A 19,091-nucleotide genomic window follows, 5' to 3' on the forward strand; every position below is an offset into this window, starting at 1 on the left:
AAGATGGCGAGCTAGCGTCCCCTTCTATCTTCGTTGAGTACAACGTTTTACAGGAGGGTGCCGACGCCGCGGTCACCGTCGGGGACCGACCTCGGGGCGCCGGCCGCTGGTAGCGTGTTCACCCTCATCCCGGTCCATGTCGCCCATGCCTTCCTCCAGCGCCGCGGGGAAGGGGCCATGACCGGCGGCGCCGTGAAGGTCTGAGGAGGTCGGCTCGGTGGCGGAGCACAGACCGTCCGTGCGTTCGGGTTCCGGACGGACGGGATCCGCGCGGGCGGGCAAGCCCACCATCGCGGACGTCGCGGCGCTGGCCGGCGTCTCGGTCTCCGCCGTCTCCAAGGTCGTCAACGGCCGCGGCGGCATCTCCGCGCCCACCCGCCAGCGCGTGCTCCAGGCCGCCGAGAAGCTCAGATGGTCCCCGTCGGCCACCGCGGTCGCGCTGCGCGGCGCCCGCACCCGGGCCATCGGCATGGTCGCGGCCCGTTCGGCCGACGTGCTGGCCACCGACCCGCACTTCACCGTGCTGATCTCCGGCATCGAGCGCGAACTGGCCCCCGCCGACTACGGACTGCTGCTGCACATCGTCGGCGAGGAGCCGGGCGCCGAGGAGCGCGCCTACCGGCGGCTCGCCGAGGAGCGCCGGGTCGACGGGGTGATCCTCACCGAGAGCCGCCTCGGCGATCCACGCTTCGAGCTGCTCAGGGAGCTCCGGCTGCCCGCTGTGCTGGTCGGCGCGCCCTGGCGGGCCGACCCGATCGTCTCGGTGCAGGCCGGCTCGCAGGACGCCGGCATCCGGCAGGCGGTCGACCACCTGCACGGCCTGGGCCACCGGCACATCGCCTACGTGGCGGGCCCCGAGGACCGGGTGCACACGGTGTTCCGCCGCCGGGTCTTCGAGTCCGCGCTCGACGCGCACGGGCTGCGCCCCAGCCACGTGCTGAGCACCGGCTTCACGCCCGAGGACGCGGTGGCCAGCGTGCGGCGCCTGCTGACCGAACCGGAGCCGCGGCCCCGCCCCACGGCGATCCTGTTCGCCAACGACACCATGGCCGTGGCCGCGATCAACGCCGCGCGGCGGCTCGGCGTCGAGGTGCCGCGCGACCTCTCGGTGATCGGCTACGACGACCTGCCGCTCGGCTCGATGGTCTACCCGCGGCTCACCACGATCGGCCAGGACCTGACCCAGCTCGGCCGCGCCGCCGCCGCGGCCATGTTCCGGCTGCTCGACGCCGACCCGGCCGGCACCGCCGCCGACGCCGGCGCGGAAACCGGCGCGGAAACCGGCGCGGAAACCAGCCCCGAGCGGTCGCTGCCCGAGGTCCAGCCGCCGCACCTCATCCCCCGCGAGTCCACCGGACCCGCGCCGTCGCACCAGGGCACCACCCGGGTCCCGGCGCCGCGTTAGGCCCTGTCCGGCGGATCTTCGCGGGTCAGCCAGGCCCGCAGGTCGTCGGCGAGCGGCGCCACCGCCGCCTGGTAGAGCGCCGTCTCCTCCGCACCGGCCACGCCCCGCCACTGCCCGCTCCGCCCCTTGTGGAAGAACTCGTAGCCCGAGACGGCCTGCGCGATCGGGGCCGGGAAGACCCGGTCCTGGCGGGTCCGCATGTCGTCGAAGGTGCAGGCGCGCACCAGCTCGGGCCAGATCTCCTCGTTCACCGGGATGCCCAGGAACGCGCTGACCCGGCGCATCTGCCCGTCCAGGTCGTCGAGCAGGTCCTGGTAGTGCAGGAGCAGGAGGTTCTCGGCGTGGCGGTGCGGCCACCACGACTCCAGGTGGCGGGTGGGCGAGTTGAACGGCCAGCCGTTCGACTCCCACGGGAACGGGCTGCGGGTGAAGTAGTCCCGCCAGTAGCTGCGCGGGTCCTCGGAGATCGCCGGCATGTCGGGGGTGTGCACGTCGTCGCCGTCGGGCGTCCGGAAGGGCACGTCCGTCCGGGTCAGTCCCAGCGAGTGGTTGTGCGAGGACATGACCGTGTCGCGCGGGTCGCGGGCCACCACCACATAGGACACCCCGGGGTGGATGGGCAACGCGTCTATCGGCAGATGCGTCTTGATGAAGCGCCGGTGCTCCTGCCGGTCCAGGCTCTCCAGCATCGCGTCGACGGGCACGAAGGTGCAGTCGAGCCAGGGGCTGATGCTCATCAGCGGCTCGGGCAGCTCGGGGCTCTGGAACACCAGGACCGAGGTGATGCGCTGGGTCCAGGTGGTGCCGACCTTGGCCGGCGTGGAGATGACGATGTCGCCGGGACGTGGTTCGTACCTGTCCCAGAGGGTGCTGTCGGTGAAGAAGCTCCGGTACGGGCGCCGCGGGGCCCCGAGGGGCACGGTCGACTTGGCCATGGCAACAGTGTGCGTACGAGCTGTCACACAGCGCAATGGCGCCTTTGCTTACGTTCATGTGACTGGCGCTCAGCCATACTGCTACTGATGCAGGATCAACCCAGTTCCCCCACACACGCACGTGATCCGTCAGCTTCACTTGGTGTGGTTGTTCGCACGGTGGGTGGATGGAGAGTGCCGATGCTCTTACGCCGATGTTGTCCGACCCTGGCTGTCGCGGCGTTGCTCGTCACCCTCACCTCCCCCTCGACGCACGCCTCGGATCTACCCGCGTTGGTCGGCGTGACCGCCAGCCCCACCGGGGAGTACGTCACCCGTCCGGACATCGACCCCCCGACGCTGACCACCAGCGGCACCGGTGAACAGGCCCCGGGTCTGCTCTTCACCACGCCCGGCACCTTCCTCGCGCCCGACTTCGAGGCGGTCGTCTACGACGACCGGGGCGAACTGGTCTGGTGGGGCGACGCCCCCGCCGAGCACAGCATCTTCGACCTCGAACCCGTCACCTTCCGGGGCGAGCCCGCGCTCGTCTACTGGGAGGGCAGCATGGTCCAGGCCGACGGCTCGACGCTCCCGGACAACGAGTACGTGGTGCTCGACGACTCCTACCGCGAGATCGTCTCCTTCTCCGCCGGGAACGGCTACGCCACGGACTCCCACGACATCGAGTTCAGCCCCGACGGCTCGCGCGTGCTGCTCGCCGGATTCCGGTTCGTCCCCTACGATCTCAGCCCCTACGGCGGGCCCGCCGACGCCACCCTCGTCGACATGGTGGTCCAGGAGCAGGACGTCGCGACCGGCGAGATCACCTTCGAGTGGAACGCGCTGGAGCACATTCCGCTGACGGAGACCGAGGAGTCCTTCACCGAACACGGCGAGGTCCCGTTCGCGTTCGACTTCTTCCACTTCAACGCGCTGGACTACGACACCGACGGCGACCTGCTGATCAGCGGCCGGAACACCAGCACCGTCTACAAGGTCGACCGCGAGACCGGGGAGATCGTCTGGCGGTTCGGCGGCGCGAACAGCGACTTCGCCGTCGCCGACCCGGCCGCCCTGCCGAGCTACCAGCACGACGTGTACCGCCTGCCCGACGGCCGGCTGTCCATGTTCGACAACGGCAACCGCCGCACCCCGCAGTACTCCCGCGGCGTGGTCTACGAGCTGGACGAGGAGACCATGACCGCCGAGCTCGTGCGGGACGTCCAGCCCGCGGAGCAGACCTACGGCTTCGCCACCGGGTCCATGCGGCGACAGGAGAACGGCAACCAGCTCGTCTCCTACGCCGACACCGGCCTCCTCGAGGAGTACGACGCCGCGGGCCCGGTGTTCACGGCCACCTTCGAGGCCGACCACCTGACCTATCGCGCCGAGCGCGCGGAGTGGCGCGCGACGCCCGCGACGCCGCCGGACGCCGCGCTCGGCGAGCCCGCCGAGGACGGCAGCCGGACGGTCTACGCGAGCTGGAACGGCGCCACCGAGGTCGTCCGGTGGCGGATCGAGGCCGGCCCCACCGTGGAGGAGCTGCGGCCCCTCGGCACGACACCCTCCCTCGGCTTCGAGACGGCGGTGCAGACCCACCCGCCCGACGACGCCCAGGTGTTCCGGGTGACCGCCCTCGACGCCTCGGGCGCACCCCTCGGCAGCCGGACCCTGACGCAGTAACCCTCGTTGACGCGCGTCCGTTAGGCACGTTGACGGATCCGAACCGCGTCGTTCGAGGAGCTGACCCAGGGGCCACCGGCCGCCGACATCCCGACGCCCGCCCACGAAAGCCGTGGCGCGGGAACTCCCACCCCACAAGGAGATGTTGAAACAATGCGTCAGGTCTCAGCAAGCGCACGTGTCGTGCGCCGGTACACGCCGCTGTTGGCCGCGGCGTCGTTAACCCTTCCGCTCGCCGCGACGTCAGCCAGCGCGGCCGAGGCCCAGACGCCGGCCTCCCTCTGGCTGCCGACCTCGGCGACGCCGACCGGGGAGTACCTCACGCAGCCCGAGCTCGACGCCCCCCTGCTGACCACCAACGGGGAGGACATCCCGGGGCTGCTGCTCACCACCCCGAACCCGGACAACGACCAGGCCGACTCCAAGGCCATCATCTACGACGAGAACGGGGAGGTCGTCTGGTACGACGACGCCGGCCCGGACCACGGGTACTTCGACATGGAGCCCATCACCTACCAGGGTGAGGAGGCCCTGATGGTGTGGGAGGGCAAGGCGGGCGTGGTCCCGGGCGAGAAGCCCGAGACCCGGTACGTCATCCTCGACAGCTCCTACCAGGAGGTGGCCAGCTTCGAGGTGCAGGGGTACCCCACCGACTCCCACGACATCGAGTTCAGCGCCGACGGCTCCAAGGTCCTGCTGATGTCCTACATGCCCGTCCAGTACGACCTCAGCGAGTACGGCGGGCCCACCGACGCCCGGCTCGTCAACGGCGTGATCCAGGAGCAGGACCTCGAGACCGGTGAGGTCACCTTCGAGTGGAACGCGCTGGACTCCATCCCGATCAGCGAGACGGAGGTGCCGCTCGACCGCCCCGACATGACGGGCGGGTTCGACGTCTACCACCTGAACTCGCTGGAGTACGACGACGACGGCAACATCCTGACCAGCGCCCGCTCCACCAGCACCGTCTACAAGCTGGACCAGGAGACCGGCGAGATCATCTGGCGGTTCGGCGGCGAGAGCAACGACTTCACCTTCGCCGACGCCTCCCAGATCCCGAGCGGTCAGCACGACGCGCGGCGCCTGTCCAACGGGCTGCTGTCGGTGTTCGACAACGGCAACCGCCACGACCCGCCGGCCTCCCGGGGCGCCTCGTACGAGCTCGACGAGGAGAACATGACCGCCGAGCTCGTCAACGAGACCGAGCCCGAGCTGCCGATCTTCGCCGCCTTCGCCGGGTCCAACCGGCAGCAGGAGAACGGCGACCAGCTGATCACCTTCGGGAACACGGGTCGCATCACCGAGTTCGAGGACGGTGAGGAGGACTTCAGCGCCCAGCTGGAGCACGGGTGGATGACCTACCGGGGCGAGATCGACGACTGGCACGCCACGCCCACCACCGCGCCGGACGCCGTGCTCGGCGAGGTGGCCGGGGACGGCAGCCAGACGATGTACATGAGCTGGAACGGCGCGACCGACGTCGCCGGCTGGCTCATCGAGGCCGGTCCCAGCGAGGACGAGCTCAGCACCGTCGGGTACGCCGAGCGGGCGGGCTTCGAGACGGGCGCCGAGATCGCCTCGGCCGACGACGCGGCGGTCTACAAGGTCACCGCCCTGGGTGAGTTCGGCGAGGCCCTGGGCAGCACCACCGTCACCCGGTGACCCATCCCCGATGTCAGCGGTCTGACGTAGCGTCGGCCGCGTGACCTCATCGGAGCCCATGGTGGTGTCCCCCGCCTGGACCAGGTTCGGTACCCGGTTCAGGCGGTGGGCCCCCGTGGGCTCCGGCACGTCCGGGGGGCGCCGGCCCGGGCGCGCGCCCCGCTGGTGCGCCCTGCTGCTCGTCGGGGTGGCGCTGACCCTGCCGCCCGCCGCCACATCGGCGACCGCGACCGCGCCGGGGGCGGGAGAGGCGCCCGGCGCCGGGACGTCCGCGTCCCCCGGCGCCGGGTACCTGTCCCGCCCCGACATCGACGCACCCGCCCTCGTCACGACCGGGAAGGAGCCGCCGGGGATGCTCTTCGTGACGCCCGACGGCCCCGACCAGGGCGCGACCCGGGCCGCTCTCTACGACGACGGCGAGCTCGTGTGGTGGAGCGAGCCGGCGCCCGGGCGCCGGCACTTCGACCTGGAGCCCGTCACCTACCGGGGGGAACCCGCGTTAGTGGTGTGGGAAGGGGGCCTCGCCCCGTCCGGAGTCGCCCCGCCCGGGGGCGCCGGCACCGACACCGAGTACCTCGTCCTGGACCAGTCCTACCAGGAGGTCGCCAGCTTCTCCACGAGCGGCGGACTCACCACCGACTCCCACGACATCGAGTTCAGCGAGGACGGCTCCCACGTGCTGCTGATGAGCTACGAGCCGACGACCCGGGACCTCAGCCCGCACGGCGGGCCGGCCGACGCCACCGTCATCGACATGGTGGTGCAGGAGCAGGAGGTCGCGACCGGCGAGACCACGTTCGAATGGCGCGCGCTGGACCACGTCCCGGTCACCGAGACCCAGGAGTCGCTCAGCAGGCCGGGCACCGGCGGCGTCTTCGACCCGATCCATCTCAACTCGCTGGAGTACGACGCCGACGGAGACATCCTGGCCAGCGGCCGCAACACCAGCACGGTGTACCGGATCGACCGCGACACCGGCGAGATCGTCTGGCGGTTCGGCGGGGAGAACAGCGACTTCGCCTTCGCCGACCCGGCCGACATGCCCAGCGCCCAGCACGACGCGCGGCGGCTGCCCGACGGGCGGCTCTCGGTCTTCGACAACGGCAACGGGCACCGGCCCAGGAGCTCCCGCGGCGCGGTCTACGCACTGGACGAGGAGGCCATGACGGCGGACCTGGTCAGCTCGCTCCGGCCCGAGACGCCGGTGCACGGCCCCATCACCGGGTCCAACCGGCACCAGGAGAACGGCGACCAGCTCGTCTCGTTCGGCAACACGGGCGTCATCGCCGGGTTCGCGGACGGCGAGGAGGTCTTCACCGCCGAACTGGAGGATGGCTACATGACCTACCGGGCCGAGTTCGGCGACTGGCACGCCACGCCCGCCACCCCGCCGGACGTCGTGCTGACCGAGCCCGCCGAGGACGGCGCCCGGACGGCGTACCTGAGCTGGAACGGCGCCACCGAGATCGCCGGCTGGCGCGTCGAGGCCGGACCCGCCGAGGACGACCTGCGCACCGTCGCCACCGCCCCGAAGGCGGGCTTCGAGACCGCCGCCACGTTCGTCCCGCCGGAGAGTGCCGAGGTCTACAGGATCACCGCCCTCGACACGTCAGGGTCGCCCCTGGGCAGCCGCACCGTCACCCCGTAGCCTCACCAGTTGTCCGGTACGCGACTGTCGCGTGGCCGGGTCACCCACCCACAAGGAGAACCCCTACCGATGCGTCAGTTAACACAAAGCGCCCTGCTGCGCCGATGTGCTCCGTTGCTGGCGGCCGTGTCGCTGTCCGTGCCCCTCACGGTGTCGACGGCGGCCGCGGACGAGGCCCCGCGCGGCGCCCTCTGGTTGCCGACGACCGCCAGCCCCACCGGTGAGTACGTCACCCGGCCCGACATCGAGGCGCAGGGCATGACCACGACGTCCACCGGAGAGGAGACTCCGGGGCTGTTGTTCACGACGCCCAACCCCGACGACAACCAGGCCATATCGAAGGGGGCCATCTACGACCAGGAGGGTGAGCTGGTCTGGTGGAGCTCGCCCGCCGAGGAGCGCGCCCACTTCGACATGGAGCCCATCACCTGGCAGGGTGAGCCGGCCCTGATGATGTGGGACGGCCGGTTCGGCGGCCCCTCGGACAACCCGCCGCGGTACGTGATCCTGGACGACTCCTACCAGGAGGTCGCCAGCTTCGCGATGACCGACCAGTACCGCACGGACGGCCACGACGCCGAGCTCAGCGAGGACGGTTCGCACATCCTGCTGATGACCTACGTGGCGGTGCCCTACGACCTCAGCGAGTGGGGCGGACCCGCGGACGCCAGGGTCGTGGACACGGTGGTCCAGGAGCGGGACACCGAGACCGGCGAGGTCACCTTCGAGTGGAGCGCGCTGGACCACGTGCCGGTGGACGAGACCCTTGACCCGATCACGCCCGAGCAGCCGCCCGGCGGCGTCTTCGACCTGTTCCACTTCAACTCGCTGGACTACGACAGCGACGGCAACATGCTGTTCAGCGCCCGCTCGACCAGCACCGTTTACAAGGTCGACCACGACAACGGCGAGATCCTCTGGCGGCTCGGCGGCGAGAACAACGACTTCGACTTCGCCGACCCGGCCGACATGCCCAGCGCCCAGCACGACGCGCGGCGGCTGCCCGACGGGCGGATCTCCGTGTTCGACAACGGCAACTACCGCGAGCCCCCGTTCTCCCGTGCCTCGTACTACGAGCTGGACGAGGAGAACATGACCGGGGAGCTCGTGGAGGCGATCCTGCCCGCCGAGCAGATCTTCGCCGGCTTCGCCGGATCGGTCAGGGAGCTGGGCAACGACCGCCAGCTGGTCACGTTCGGCGCCACCGGCACCATCAAGGAGTTCGACGACGGCGAGGAGGTCTTCACCGCCGAGCTGGAGGACCGCTACCTGACCTACCGGGCCGAGCTCGCCGACTGGCACGCGACGCCCACCACCGAGCCCGACGTGGCGCTCGGGGTGCCGTCCGAGGAGGGCACCCAGACGATGTACATGAGCTGGAACGGCGCGACCGACGTCGCCGGCTGGCTCATCGAGGCCGGTCCCAGCGAGGACGAGCTCTACACCGTCGGGTACGCCGACCGGGCCGGGTTCGAGACGGGCGCGGAGTTCACCCCGTCCTCCTACGACAAGGTCTACCAGATCACCGCCCTGGGTCGCTTCGGGCAGCCGCTGAGCAGCACCACGCTCACCCCGTAACGATCCCGGACCACCTCCCACGGGGTTCTCCCCGGGAGAACGCGCCCGCCCGCCGGCCGAGAAGGCCGACGGGCGGGCGTCGTGCTTCGGGGACCGGCGCCGGGGTCGGCGCCGGTCCCGCGACGGTCACTCCGTCGCGATGGCGTTGAGCACGTTCATCCGCCCGGCCCGGAACGCGGGCAGCAGGGCGGCCAGCAGGCCGACCACGGCGGAGCCGATGAAGACGCCGATGATGGTCCCCCACGGGATCTCCAGCACCTGCATGCCCTCCAGCGCCAGCAACTGCTGTCCGGCCGCGCCCCAGGCCATGCCGAGCCCCAGGCCCAGCAGGGCGCCGAAGAGGGCGATGACCACGGACTCCAGCCGGATCATCCGGCGCAGCTGACGGCGGGAGAGGCCGATGGCCCGCATCAGGCCGATCTCCCGGGTCCGCTCGACCACCGAGAGCGCCAGGGTGTTCACCACGCCCAGGATCGCCACGATGATCGCCAGCGCCAGCAGCCCGTAGACCATGTTCAGCAGCATGCCGACCTGCTGCTGGATGAGGTCCTTGAACTCCTCCTGGTCGCGCACCTCCAGGTTCGGGTAGGGCTCGATGGCCCGGTCGAGGGCGGTCCGCGCCGCGTCCTCCTGCCCCTCGTGGGCGCTCGCGAACAACATCACCGGCAGCGGCCACTTCTCGTCGGTGAAGTGCGGCCTCGCGGTCTCCGTGCTGGTGTACCAGGGGCTGCCCTCCACCGAGCTGTTGCCCGTGGAGATGGCCCGCACCGTGAGCGTGGCGGTGCTGTCGCCCTCGTCGAAGTCGACCCGCAGCTCGTCGCCGATCTCCAGGCCGCGGCTCTCCGCGGTGTCGGCGTCGATGGCGATCGAGTTCGGCTGGAACGCGTCCTCAAGGCTCCCGGCCTCCACCTCCGTGGCGAAGTCCTGCGTGTAGCTGGGGTCGGTGATGCCCACCGAGCGGTCGAACGTCTCGCCGTTCGGCGCGGTGATCTCCGCCTGGAGCTGCCGCAGCTCGGTGACGTGGTCCAGTTCGGACACGCCCCGCACGGTCTCGGTCTCGGAGTCCCTGATGCCCTGGAAGGCGGTGGTGTTGAGCACGTAGTCCGCGCCCATGGAGTCGTCGATCTCCTGGGTGGCCGAGGCCACCATCGAGGAGCCGACCACGGACAGGCCCGCGACCAGCGCCAGGCCGATCATCAGCGCGGACGCGGTGGCGCCGGTGCGGCGCGGGTTGCGCAGCGCGTTCCGCTCGGCCAGCCGGCCCACCGGGCCGAAGCCGCGGAGCAGCACCGCGCTGAGTCCGCGGACCACCAGGCCGACCAGCGACGGGCCGACCAGGATGAGGCCGACCAGGCTCAGCAGCACGCCGAGTGCCAGCGGCCCGGCCCCGGCGGCCGCGTCGTCGGCGGTGGCGGTGGTGGCCAGCGCGGCGAGCCCGATGAGGGTGAGCGCGGCGCCGATGCCGGCGCGGATCCGGCCGGCCCGGACGTCGCCGGGGGTGCCGGCGTCGCGCAGCGCCGCCATCGGGCTGATCTTGCCGGCCCGGCGCGCCGGGATGTAGGCGGCCAGGACGGTGACCAGGACGCCCACGACGATGCCGATGATCGGCACCATGGGCTCGACGGTCAGGTCCTCGGTCGACAGGTTCATGCCGATGGCGCCCATCAGCGCCATCAGGCCGATGGCCAGCAGCACGCCGACGCCGAAGCCGATGGCCGAGCCGATGATGCCGAGCAGCAGCGCCTCGATGAGCACCGAGCGGTTGACCTGGCGGCGGCTGGAGCCGATCGCCCGCATCAGGCCGATCTCCCGGGTGCGCTGGGCGACCAGCATGGAGAAGGTGTTGACGATCAGGAAGACGCCGACCAGCAGCGCGATGCCGGCGAAGCCGAGCAGCACGTACTCGAGGATGCTGAGCACCTCGCCGATCTCGTCGCGGTTCTCCTCGATGTACTCGTCGGCGGTCTGCAGCTTGTAGTCGTCGGCGCCGAGCACGTCGGCGACGTTGCGCTTGAGCGCGGCGTCGCTGATGGAGCCGTCGGAGTCCACGTAGATCTCGGTGAACCCGTCCTCGCCGGCCAGCGCGAACTGCTGCGCGGTGGCCAGGTCGGTGTAGACGACGGCCGCGCCCGGGTTGGTGACCTGGAACTCGGCGATGCCGGTGAGGGTCACGTCGTGGTCGCCGGACTGGGTGAGCAGCCGCAGCGGGTCGCCGACCTTCAGATCGTGCTTCTCGGCGGTGTCGGCGTCGATCATCACCTCGCCCGGGCCCTGGCCGGGCTGGCCCTCGATGATCTCCATGGTGCGCAGGTCGATGTCCGACCAGTTGGCGAGGATGGTCGGGGCCCCGGTGGTCGGGCCGACGTTCTCGTTCTCCTCGTTCACCACCGTGGCGAACTGGGTGGTCACGGTGCCCGACACGCTCTGCACGCCGTCGAGGGCCGCCACCTCGTCCGCCACGGAGGCGGGCACGGAGGTCGGCACGCCGCTGGCGGGCCCGGTGTCGAAGGTGCTCTGGCCCTCCTCCTCGGCCGGCGAGATCATCACGTTGGACGCCGACTGGGCGAAGAGCTTGTCGAAGGTGGTGTTCATCGTGGCGGTGAACACCAGGGTGCCGCAGACGAACGCCACCGAGAGGACCACGGCCATCCCGGAGAGGACCATCCGCCCCTTGTGGGAGAAGAAGCTCCGCAGCGATGTCTTCCAGACGGTCACGACACGCGCCCCTGCCCGTCGAAGCCACGCATGCGGTCCAGCACCAGGTCGGCGGTCGGGCTGGTCATCTCGTCGACTATTCGTCCGTCGGCGAGGAAGATGATGCGGTCGGCGTAGGCGGCGGCGACGGGGTCGTGGGTGACCATCACGATGGTCTGGCCGAGCTCGTCCACGCTCTTCCGCAGGAAGCCCAGCACCTCGGCACCGGCCCGGGAGTCGAGGTTCCCCGTCGGCTCGTCCCCGAAGATGATCTCCGGACGCGCCGCCAACGCCCGCGCCACCGCCACCCGCTGCTGCTGCCCACCCGACAGCTCGTTCGGCCGGTGCCGCAGCCGGTCCCGCAGCCCGACGGTGTCGATCACCCGGTCCAACCACGCCTGATCCGGCTTACGCCCCGCGATGTCCATCGGCAGCGTGATGTTCTCCGCCGCGTTCAGCGTCGGCAGCAGGTTGAACGCCTGGAAGATGAACCCCACGTTGTCCCGCCGCAGCCGCGTCAGCTTCTTGTCCCGAAGCCCCGTGACCTCCGTCCCCGCGATCCAGATCCGCCCCGAGGTCACCGTGTCCAACCCCGCCAGGCAGTGCATCAGCGTCGACTTACCCGACCCCGAAGGCCCCATGATCGCCGTGTACGCCCCCCGCGCCACGTCGACAGTCACCCCGTCCAGGGCCAACACCTGGGTCTCCCCCGACCCGTACGCCTTGACCACGCCCTCCGCCCGCGCGGCAACGGCTGTGTTCCCCCCACTGCCCCCGGTCGTCGGATCCACTACAGCCGTCGTCACGATCGTCTCCTGTTCCACAGCCTCTTCGGCCCACCGCGTCAGTGTGCGAAACGAGCCTAGGGAACGCGTGCCACCCGCTCGTCGCCCCCCAGGACGAAACCGGGGGTAGCCCAAAGTCGCACTTTCCCTTAGGGGTCCCCGACCCAAGGATGGTCCCTCCCCCCACGAGAGGGTCCAGCGGTCCCCGCGGACGGTGCCGGCGGGCCAGCTTCCGGCCGCCGCCCGTGGCGCGGACACGTCGCGCGAAAGGCGCGCCGCTGTGTCAGTCTGAGAAATGTCCGGCCGGCTCATCTCCCGTGCGAATCAGCGCTCCGATCGCTTTCCCGAAAACCGCCCCGGAACGAGCAGCGCATGCATATATCGGTCTTCGCAGAGAACCGTAACGGCATCGATCTGACGAGCCGACTCGCGGCCGCCCCCGGCGCCGCGGCGCACACGTTCTCCGTGGTCACGGCCGATGTGATGGGGCAGGTCGACCGCTGGATCCGGGAGGAGGGGGAGCGCCGACTCGGCCGGATCCCGTTCCGGAACCTCTTCGCTCCTGGCGAGGCGCTGGGCGACGACGAATTCGACCAGGAGATCCAGGAGCGCGTCGTCCGCCATGTCACGGAGAACTCCGTGGACCGGTTCGTCCTCTTCAACGACACATCGCGCCGCGGACGGCGGGTGACGGCGGCGCTGAACGAACTCCTACCGGTCGTGCTGGTGCAGGACGGACACCTGGACTTCCACCACAAGGTGCTCACCCCGGGGCGGCGCGACCAGAACTGGCACTACGGAGCGTCCCTGCCGGCCGCCGTGTGCGTCTGGGGCGCGGCCACGGCGCAGCACCTCGCGCACCGCTCGCCCGGCCCCGCGCCCACCGTGCACGTCACGGGGGCGCTCGGGCACAGCGACGACCCGCTCCTGGTGCGCGCTGTCCGCTCCGGCGTGTACCGCCCGGCCGGGCGCGCGGCGCACGAGCCGTTGCGAGTGATCCTCCTGGACCAGCCGCTGGGCGACCAGGGCAAGCTGGACCGGCCCACGCACCGCCTGCTGGTGACCGAACTGGCGATGGCTCTGGCTCCCTGTGGGTCGGTGGAGATCAAGCCGCACCCCTCGACCCAGCCGGGGCATCTGGACTGGCTCGCCGCGCTGCGGGTGCCCGGGGTGCGGGTGCTGTCGGCGGACGGGCTGCTCGACGCCGCGGCGCTGGCCTGGTACGACCTGGCGGTCACCTTCTTCTCCACCAGCTACCTGCAGACGCTCCGCGCCGGGCTGCCGCTGGTGCTCTACAACCCGCCGCCGCTCAACATCGTCTTCCCGACCGTCCACCACCCGCTGCTGCGGAACGTCGGCTCACTGGAGGAACTGGCGGCGGTCGCGCTGCGGCTCAGGAACGCGCGCGCGTTCCTGGCGAACCAGCACGGGACGCCGCTGGAGCACTTCCTGGCGCTCGACGAGGAGGTCGGCGCGCGGGTGCTGCGCGTGATCGAGACGGCCACCCGGTTCGCCGCCCCGGCCGAGGACCCCGCCGATCCCGCCCTCACCGCCACCATCGCCCCGCCCGCGGGCGCCCGCACCGCCCCGGCGGACGGGGTGGGCGACGACGCCGTGGCCCTGTCCCGCGCCCCGGGCGCCGGCGCCACGGCGCCCGCGCATCCGGCGGCCCGGCCCGGACCCGCCGCGACGCCGCCCGGCACCGGCACCGGCACCGGCACCGACACCGGACCGCTGCGGATCGCCGCGCCCGACCACCCCGCCCCGGACGAGACGCCCTCGCTCGCCGAGCGGGCGCTGCGCGACGTGCAGCGGCGGGCGGGGCGGCCCACGACGCTGGCCGTGCTGGGGACGAGCTTCTCCTACGGCACCGGCGTCGCGCTGCCCGTCCTCACCTACACCCAGTCGCTGGTCGCCCACAGCCCGGTGGACGTCCGCTACTTCGACCTCGCGGCCTTCCCCTACCCCGAGCACGCGGCCGACGCGCTCGGCGGCGCCGAGACCGTCCTGGTCAACAGCCTCGCCCCCTTCTGGCGCTGCGCGGTGACGAACGACCTGGTCGGAACGCTGCTCGACGCCGGCAGACCGGTCCACCTCTACGCCCACGAGACCGAGTACGTCCTCGGCTACGAGGCCCAGCGCTGCCCGGAGCGCCACCGCGCGCTGCTGCGGCTGCTGCCCCGGATGCGGGTGCTGTGCGTCTCCCGGGCGCAGGCCGACATGTTCCGCCAGTTGGGCGTTCCCGATCCGATCGTCGTCTACAACACCGTCCCCCGGGATGGTCACCGCCGGCCGGCCCGCCGCCGCCCGGGCGTCGATCGCCCGCGCGTCGTGATGGTCGGCACGGTCCAGGACCGCAAGGGCGTGGACCTGTTCTCCCGGGTGGCCGAGCTGGCACACGCCCGCGGGCTGCCCTGGCGGTTCGCCTGGATCGGCCGGCGGACCCCGCGGGTCGCCGAGGGCTCGCTGCAGTCCGACCGGGTGGCCTGGCTGGGCGCGCTCTCCCGCGACCGGGTGCGCGAGGAGCTCGCGGCCTCCGACGCGTTCTTCCTCTCCAGCGTGGACGACCCGATGCCGCTGTCCGTGGTCGAGGCCGTGCAGCACCGGCTGCGCGTCGTCGCCTACCGGCGGGTCGGCTCCCACGAGGTGCTCGACGGCGTCCGCGGCTACCGGGCCTTCGCCGAGTACGAACCAGCGGCCGCGCTCGCCGCGCTGCGGGACGCGCTCGACGAGGAGGTGTCCCCGGCCGCGTACCGCGAGGTGGCCGAGCTTTTCGACGCCCCGGCGTTCGCGGCCCGGATGTCGGCCGCCCTCGGCCTCGGCCTGACACCGGGCGTCGCCGGCCTCGACGAGCCGGCGGCCCGCCGCCGCTTCGCCGCCGTGCTGGACCAGCACCTGGAGCACCGGGCCGAGGAGTTCCGGATGCTGCTGGGCGCCGGACGCGAGGAGAGCGCGCTCCGGGTGGGCCGGGAGATCCTGCGCCGCCAGCCGTCCACCGACGTGCTCACCGGCATGGCCGAGGTGCACGCCCGGCACGGCCGGACCGCCGAGGCCATGCAGCTGCTGGGCGCCGTGGCCTGCCTGGGCGGGCGCCGCTTCCTGGTCTGGCGGGAGATATCCCGGATCGCCGGGCTGCTCGGCCCGGAAGGGCGCTCGTTGCGGCGCTTCGCCGAGCGCGAGGGACGCCGGATCAGGTCACGCAACCAGTCGAACGACCGCACGACCGTGCGCCGGAGGCGGGGACGGCGCGGTGGCTAGCGTCGGATCCCGGACACTCGCGTTTCCGGTCCAGGCGGTACGCTGCTGTCCCGTGCGGGATCGCGGCCCACGCCACTCGCGCTCCACCGGCTGGCCGTTCGGCCGCCTCGCCTCGCGGATGTCCCAGGGTCGCGCCCTCACGCAACGCATCCACGACACGGGACGATCAGTCCCGCTGAAGGGACTCAAGGGATGGGAAGCGCAGCCCCACGGGCCCTCGTGCTCGCCGATTCGGACAGCCGCTGGAAGTGGGCTGCCCTGGTCGCCCGGAAACTCGCACCCGACTACGCCATCGACGCGCGCTTCCTCTACACCTCGTCCACCCCCAACGAGCGGCAGATCGCCGAGGTCGGCGTCGTGCCCGACACCAGCCGCGTCGTCACCTACGGCGAGCTGGTCGACGACCCGGCCGTGGCCGAGGCGGACCTGGTGATCTTCGGGACCATCGGCGGCACCGTGCTGTCCCTGCTGCACAGCTTCGGCATGGCCTGGGACGGCATGGCCAAGCGCCCCATCACCGTGTCCGGCTACGTCGGCGTGGTCTACGAGAACCTGGTGGACGGCCTGCTGCTGCGCGTCGGCTCCGACCTGGTGCTGGCGAACTGCTCCCACGACGCGCGGCAGTTCCGGGACATCTACGACAGCGTCGGGGCCGACCCGGACAGCGTCGTGGAGTCCGGCCTGCCCTTCATCGGCGGCACGCCCTACGACAGCGGCGCGGCCGGCCGGGACCGGCCGTTCACCGTGTGCTTCGCGGTCCAGCCCACCGTGCCCAGCACCCGGGCCACGCGCGCCCAGATGCTGGAGAAGCTGCAGCGCCACGCCCGGCGGCACCCCGACCGCGAGGTGCTGATCAAGATGCGGAACCAGCCGGGCGAGGCGGTCACCCACTTCGAGCGGCACTCCTACGCCACGCTCTTCGAGGAGCTGCCGGAGCCGCCGCCGAACCTGAAGATGATCTACGGCGACATGGGCGAGGCCCTGGACCGCACCGACCTGCTGGTCACGGTGAGCTCCACCGCCGCCATGGAGGCCATCCACCGCGGCATACCGACCGCGATCCTCACGGACTACGGCGTCCGCGAGGCGCACGGCAACCACTACTTCGTCCAGTCGGGATGCCTGGCCTCCTGGGCGCAGCTGGACGAGGGACTGGTGCCGCGGGCGGACCCCCGGTGGGCCGCCAGCCGCGGGATCGGCCAGCGCGATCCGTTCCTGACCGCGCGCGCCCGGCTCCGGCTGCTGCGCGCCCGCACCACGCTCCCCCGCGTGCGCCCGTACTACACGCCGCAGAACGCCGCGGACTACCTGGAATCGCTGCTCAGCCGGCGCGGTCTGGGTCTGAGCGGGCGGCCGCTGCCGATGACCCTGGCGAGCGAGCCGACGGCCGTCCGGCGGCTGATCCGCCGGAGCGCCGGCGGGCTGTACCGGGTGGGGCGCAAGAAGGTCGCGCCGGTGATCCGACGCCTGGCCAACGGCTGACCGGGGGGTGGTGGTGGTACGCCTCGGGACGACTGCATAAGATCGGTCAACCACTCGAAGCAGTCAACCCACCGCGTCAATCCACCGCGTCCCGTCCGCGGGGTCAGCTCGGGTCGACCAGGTTCAACCGGGAGAGCCAGTGAAGCGCCGCCGCACGTCCGCACTGTCCGTCTCCGCCGCCGCCGCGCTGCTGGCGACCGTACCGCTGCTCAGCGGCTGCTCGACCGGCTCGCATCCGGGCGCCGCGGCCGTGGTCGGCGGGCACCGGATCTCGCTCGCCGAGGTGCAGGCCCAGGTGGAGACCGTGCGGGACGCGCAGCGCGCCGAGCCGAACAGCGACGACCTGATCGCCCGCTCCAGCAGCCTCACCCGGGAGACCGTGAACTTCCTGGTCTACCTGGAGGTGGTCGAGCGGGCCGCGGCCGAGAACGACGTCGAGGTCAGCCGCCGCGAGGTGCAGCAGGCGCGCGACGAGGCCGAGCGCAGCCTGGGCGGCGCCGAGGCGCTGCGGGACTCCGCGCTGATGCCCGGCTCCGGCATGCCGCTGGCCGGCGAGCAGATCGACCTGGTGCTGCGGAACAACCTGCTGATCCAGGGCCTGGCCGTGGCGATCGGCGCCGGCCCCGACACGGCGGGGCAGCAGCTGCTCGGCGAGGAGCTGGCGCAGACCGCCAGGGACGTCGGGGTGGACGTCAACCCCAGGTACGGCGACTGGGACCCCGAGTCGGTCTCCCTGGTGGACTCCGAGATGCCGTGGCTGCGCACCGCCGACGGCACCGAGGCCTGACGGCCGCCCGACTACGCTCGACGGCGTGACCACCCCCGACACCGAAGGCCGCACCCCCGACCCGGGTCCAGGCCGGATCGTGCTGCTCACCACCAGCCACCGGGTGGCGCCCGGCATGCTGTCCTGGCCCGCCTGGCAGGAGCTGCGCGGCGCCGACCGGGTGCTGAGCCGGGACCCGGGGCATCCCCAGCTGCCGTACCTCAAGGAGGCGGGCGTCGCCGTGGAGACGGCGGCGCCGCGCGCGGCCGAGCTGGTCACGGCGTGCGCCGGCGGCCACACGGTGGTGGTGCTGGCCGCGGCGGACGGCGAACCGCGGCTCACCGAGGAGCTCGCGGCGCTCGCCGGCTCCGGCCGCCACGCGGCGCTTCCCGCGCTGGAGCTGCTGCCCGGCTCCTACGATCTGCCGGGCGCCCGGCTGCTCGACCTGGTCCAGGTCATGGACCGGATCCGCGCCGAATGCCCGTGGGCGTCCACCCGGACCAACGAGGAGCTCGCCCGGTACGGCCTGGAGGAGACCTACGAGCTGATCGAGGCGATCGAGACCGGCGACCGGACGGAGCTGCGCGAGGAGCTCGGCGACGTGCTGCTCCAGGTCGTCTTCCACGCGCGGATCGCGGAGGACGACCCCGAGGAGCCGTTCTCCGTGGACGACGTCGCCGCGACGATCGTGGAGAAGCTGATCAGGCGCCACCCGCACGTCTTCGGCGACGCGCACGCCGAGACGCCCGAGGACGTCAAGGCGCTGTGGCTGCGCACGAAGGCGGTGGAGAAGGGGCGCACGTCGGTGACCGACGGCGTGCCGCTGGGGCAGCCGGGCCTGGCGCTCGCCGCGAAGCTGGCGAGCCGGGTGCGGATGGCGGGCCTGCCGGTGGAGCTGCCGACGGCGCCGCCCGACGACCGCCACCGGGGCTACGGCTACCGCCTGCTGGCCCTGGCCGCCGAGGCGGAGGCCGCCGGCATCGACCCCGAAACGGCCCTCCGCACCGCCGCCCGCACCTACCGCACGACCATCCGCGCCACCGAGTCCTGACCCCGCGCCGCACCACCGCCCCGCGCGACGGCGGCACGGCGTCCCCTCCCGGCCGCGGGCCCCGGGGCCGGGGTCACGCCAGACGGGCCTTCGCCCGCCACCCCGAATCCCTCGCCGGCCCCGACGGCGGTGGCGCGGGCCGCCGGGGGCGCTCGTCGCCGC

At 72.1% G+C, this 19,091-nt stretch carries 12 protein-coding genes; 9 read left to right on the plus strand and 3 right to left on the minus strand.

All coding sequences use genetic code 11. From position 1 onward, the window contains the following. The first annotated feature begins 217 nt into the window (after nucleotides 1-217). Entirely contained in the window at nucleotides 218-1,405 is a 1,188-nt protein-coding gene (locus tag ABGB06_RS06920) for a LacI family DNA-binding transcriptional regulator (RefSeq protein WP_347586293.1), read from the plus strand. Here ABGB06_RS06920 and ABGB06_RS06925 read toward each other — a convergent pair. Beyond that, nucleotides 1,402-2,340 carry a sulfotransferase domain-containing protein gene (locus ABGB06_RS06925; RefSeq protein WP_347586295.1) on the minus strand — a complete coding sequence of 313 codons (939 nt, stop codon included), beginning with the start codon at nucleotides 2,338-2,340 and terminating at the stop codon, nucleotides 1,402-1,404. The genes ABGB06_RS06920 and ABGB06_RS06925 overlap by 4 nt on opposite strands. A 180-nt stretch (nucleotides 2,341-2,520) precedes the next feature. Here ABGB06_RS06925 and ABGB06_RS06930 point away from each other — a divergent pair, with 180 nt between their 5' ends. The 4 genes from ABGB06_RS06930 to ABGB06_RS06945 all read left to right on the plus strand — a co-directional run bounded on the left by ABGB06_RS06930 (nucleotide 2,521) and on the right by ABGB06_RS06945 (nucleotide 8,893). Next, nucleotides 2,521-4,005: an arylsulfotransferase family protein gene (locus tag ABGB06_RS06930; RefSeq protein WP_347586297.1), complete on the plus strand. Its 1,485-nt coding sequence runs from the start codon at nucleotides 2,521-2,523 to the stop codon at nucleotides 4,003-4,005. Between the two features lie 153 nt (nucleotides 4,006-4,158). Then, nucleotides 4,159-5,667, plus strand: coding sequence for an arylsulfotransferase family protein (locus tag ABGB06_RS06935; protein WP_347586298.1), 1,509 nt, complete (start codon nucleotides 4,159-4,161; stop codon nucleotides 5,665-5,667). 40 nt (nucleotides 5,668-5,707) lie between these two features. Continuing rightward, nucleotides 5,708-7,315, plus strand: a complete 1,608-nt coding sequence (locus ABGB06_RS06940; protein ID WP_347586300.1) for an arylsulfotransferase family protein — start codon at nucleotides 5,708-5,710, stop codon at nucleotides 7,313-7,315. Nucleotides 7,316-7,384: 69 nt separating this feature from the next. Further along, on the plus strand, nucleotides 7,385-8,893 hold the full coding sequence (locus ABGB06_RS06945) for an arylsulfotransferase family protein (protein ID WP_347586302.1): 1,509 nt from the start codon (nucleotides 7,385-7,387) through the stop codon (nucleotides 8,891-8,893). A 126-nt stretch (nucleotides 8,894-9,019) separates the two neighbouring features. Here ABGB06_RS06945 and ABGB06_RS06950 read toward each other — a convergent pair whose 3' ends face one another. After that, nucleotides 9,020-11,608: an FtsX-like permease family protein gene (locus ABGB06_RS06950; protein ID WP_347586304.1), complete on the minus strand. Its 2,589-nt coding sequence runs from the start codon at nucleotides 11,606-11,608 to the stop codon at nucleotides 9,020-9,022. Next, complete coding sequence (locus tag ABGB06_RS06955) at nucleotides 11,605-12,393, minus strand: ABC transporter ATP-binding protein (protein WP_347586306.1); 789 nt, start codon at nucleotides 12,391-12,393, stop codon at nucleotides 11,605-11,607. Before ABGB06_RS06955 ends, ABGB06_RS06950 begins: the two co-directional genes overlap by 4 nt. A gap of 351 nt (nucleotides 12,394-12,744) precedes the next feature. On the opposite strand from ABGB06_RS06955, the gene ABGB06_RS06960 reads away from it, so the two are divergent. The 4 genes from ABGB06_RS06960 to ABGB06_RS06975 all read left to right on the plus strand — a co-directional run bounded on the left by ABGB06_RS06960 (nucleotide 12,745) and on the right by ABGB06_RS06975 (nucleotide 18,929). Further along, nucleotides 12,745-15,630, plus strand: coding sequence for a glycosyltransferase family 4 protein (locus ABGB06_RS06960; RefSeq protein WP_347586308.1), 2,886 nt, complete (start codon nucleotides 12,745-12,747; stop codon nucleotides 15,628-15,630). 192 nt (nucleotides 15,631-15,822) lie between these two features. Further along, nucleotides 15,823-17,112 (plus strand): DUF6716 putative glycosyltransferase, encoded by a 1,290-nt coding sequence (locus ABGB06_RS06965; protein WP_347586310.1) that lies wholly within the window; start codon nucleotides 15,823-15,825, stop codon nucleotides 17,110-17,112. Between the two features lie 139 nt (nucleotides 17,113-17,251). Then, entirely contained in the window at nucleotides 17,252-17,899 is a 648-nt protein-coding gene (locus ABGB06_RS06970; RefSeq protein WP_347586312.1) for a SurA N-terminal domain-containing protein, read from the plus strand. A 25-nt stretch (nucleotides 17,900-17,924) separates the two neighbouring features. After that, nucleotides 17,925-18,929 carry a nucleoside triphosphate pyrophosphohydrolase gene (locus tag ABGB06_RS06975; protein WP_347586313.1) on the plus strand — a complete coding sequence of 335 codons (1,005 nt, stop codon included), beginning with the start codon at nucleotides 17,925-17,927 and terminating at the stop codon, nucleotides 18,927-18,929. The last annotated feature ends 162 nt before the right edge of the window (nucleotides 18,930-19,091 follow it).

The sequence above is a fragment of the Streptomyces sp. B6B3 genome, assembly GCF_039871525.1.
Lineage (GTDB): Bacteria > Actinomycetota > Actinomycetes > Streptomycetales > Streptomycetaceae > Streptomyces.

Coding starts and splice junctions, on each gene's coding strand:
- ABGB06_RS06925 (WP_347586295.1), bottom strand. CDS start 2,340: ATGGCCAAGTCGACCGTGCCCCTCGGGGCCCCGCGGCGCCCGTACCGG.
- ABGB06_RS06930 (WP_347586297.1), top strand. CDS start 2,521: ATGCTCTTACGCCGATGTTGTCCGACCCTGGCTGTCGCGGCGTTGCTC.
- ABGB06_RS06935 (WP_347586298.1), top strand. CDS start 4,159: ATGCGTCAGGTCTCAGCAAGCGCACGTGTCGTGCGCCGGTACACGCCG.
- ABGB06_RS06945 (WP_347586302.1), top strand. CDS start 7,385: ATGCGTCAGTTAACACAAAGCGCCCTGCTGCGCCGATGTGCTCCGTTG.
- ABGB06_RS06960 (WP_347586308.1), top strand. CDS start 12,745: ATGCATATATCGGTCTTCGCAGAGAACCGTAACGGCATCGATCTGACG.
- ABGB06_RS06965 (WP_347586310.1), top strand. CDS start 15,823: ATGGGAAGCGCAGCCCCACGGGCCCTCGTGCTCGCCGATTCGGACAGC.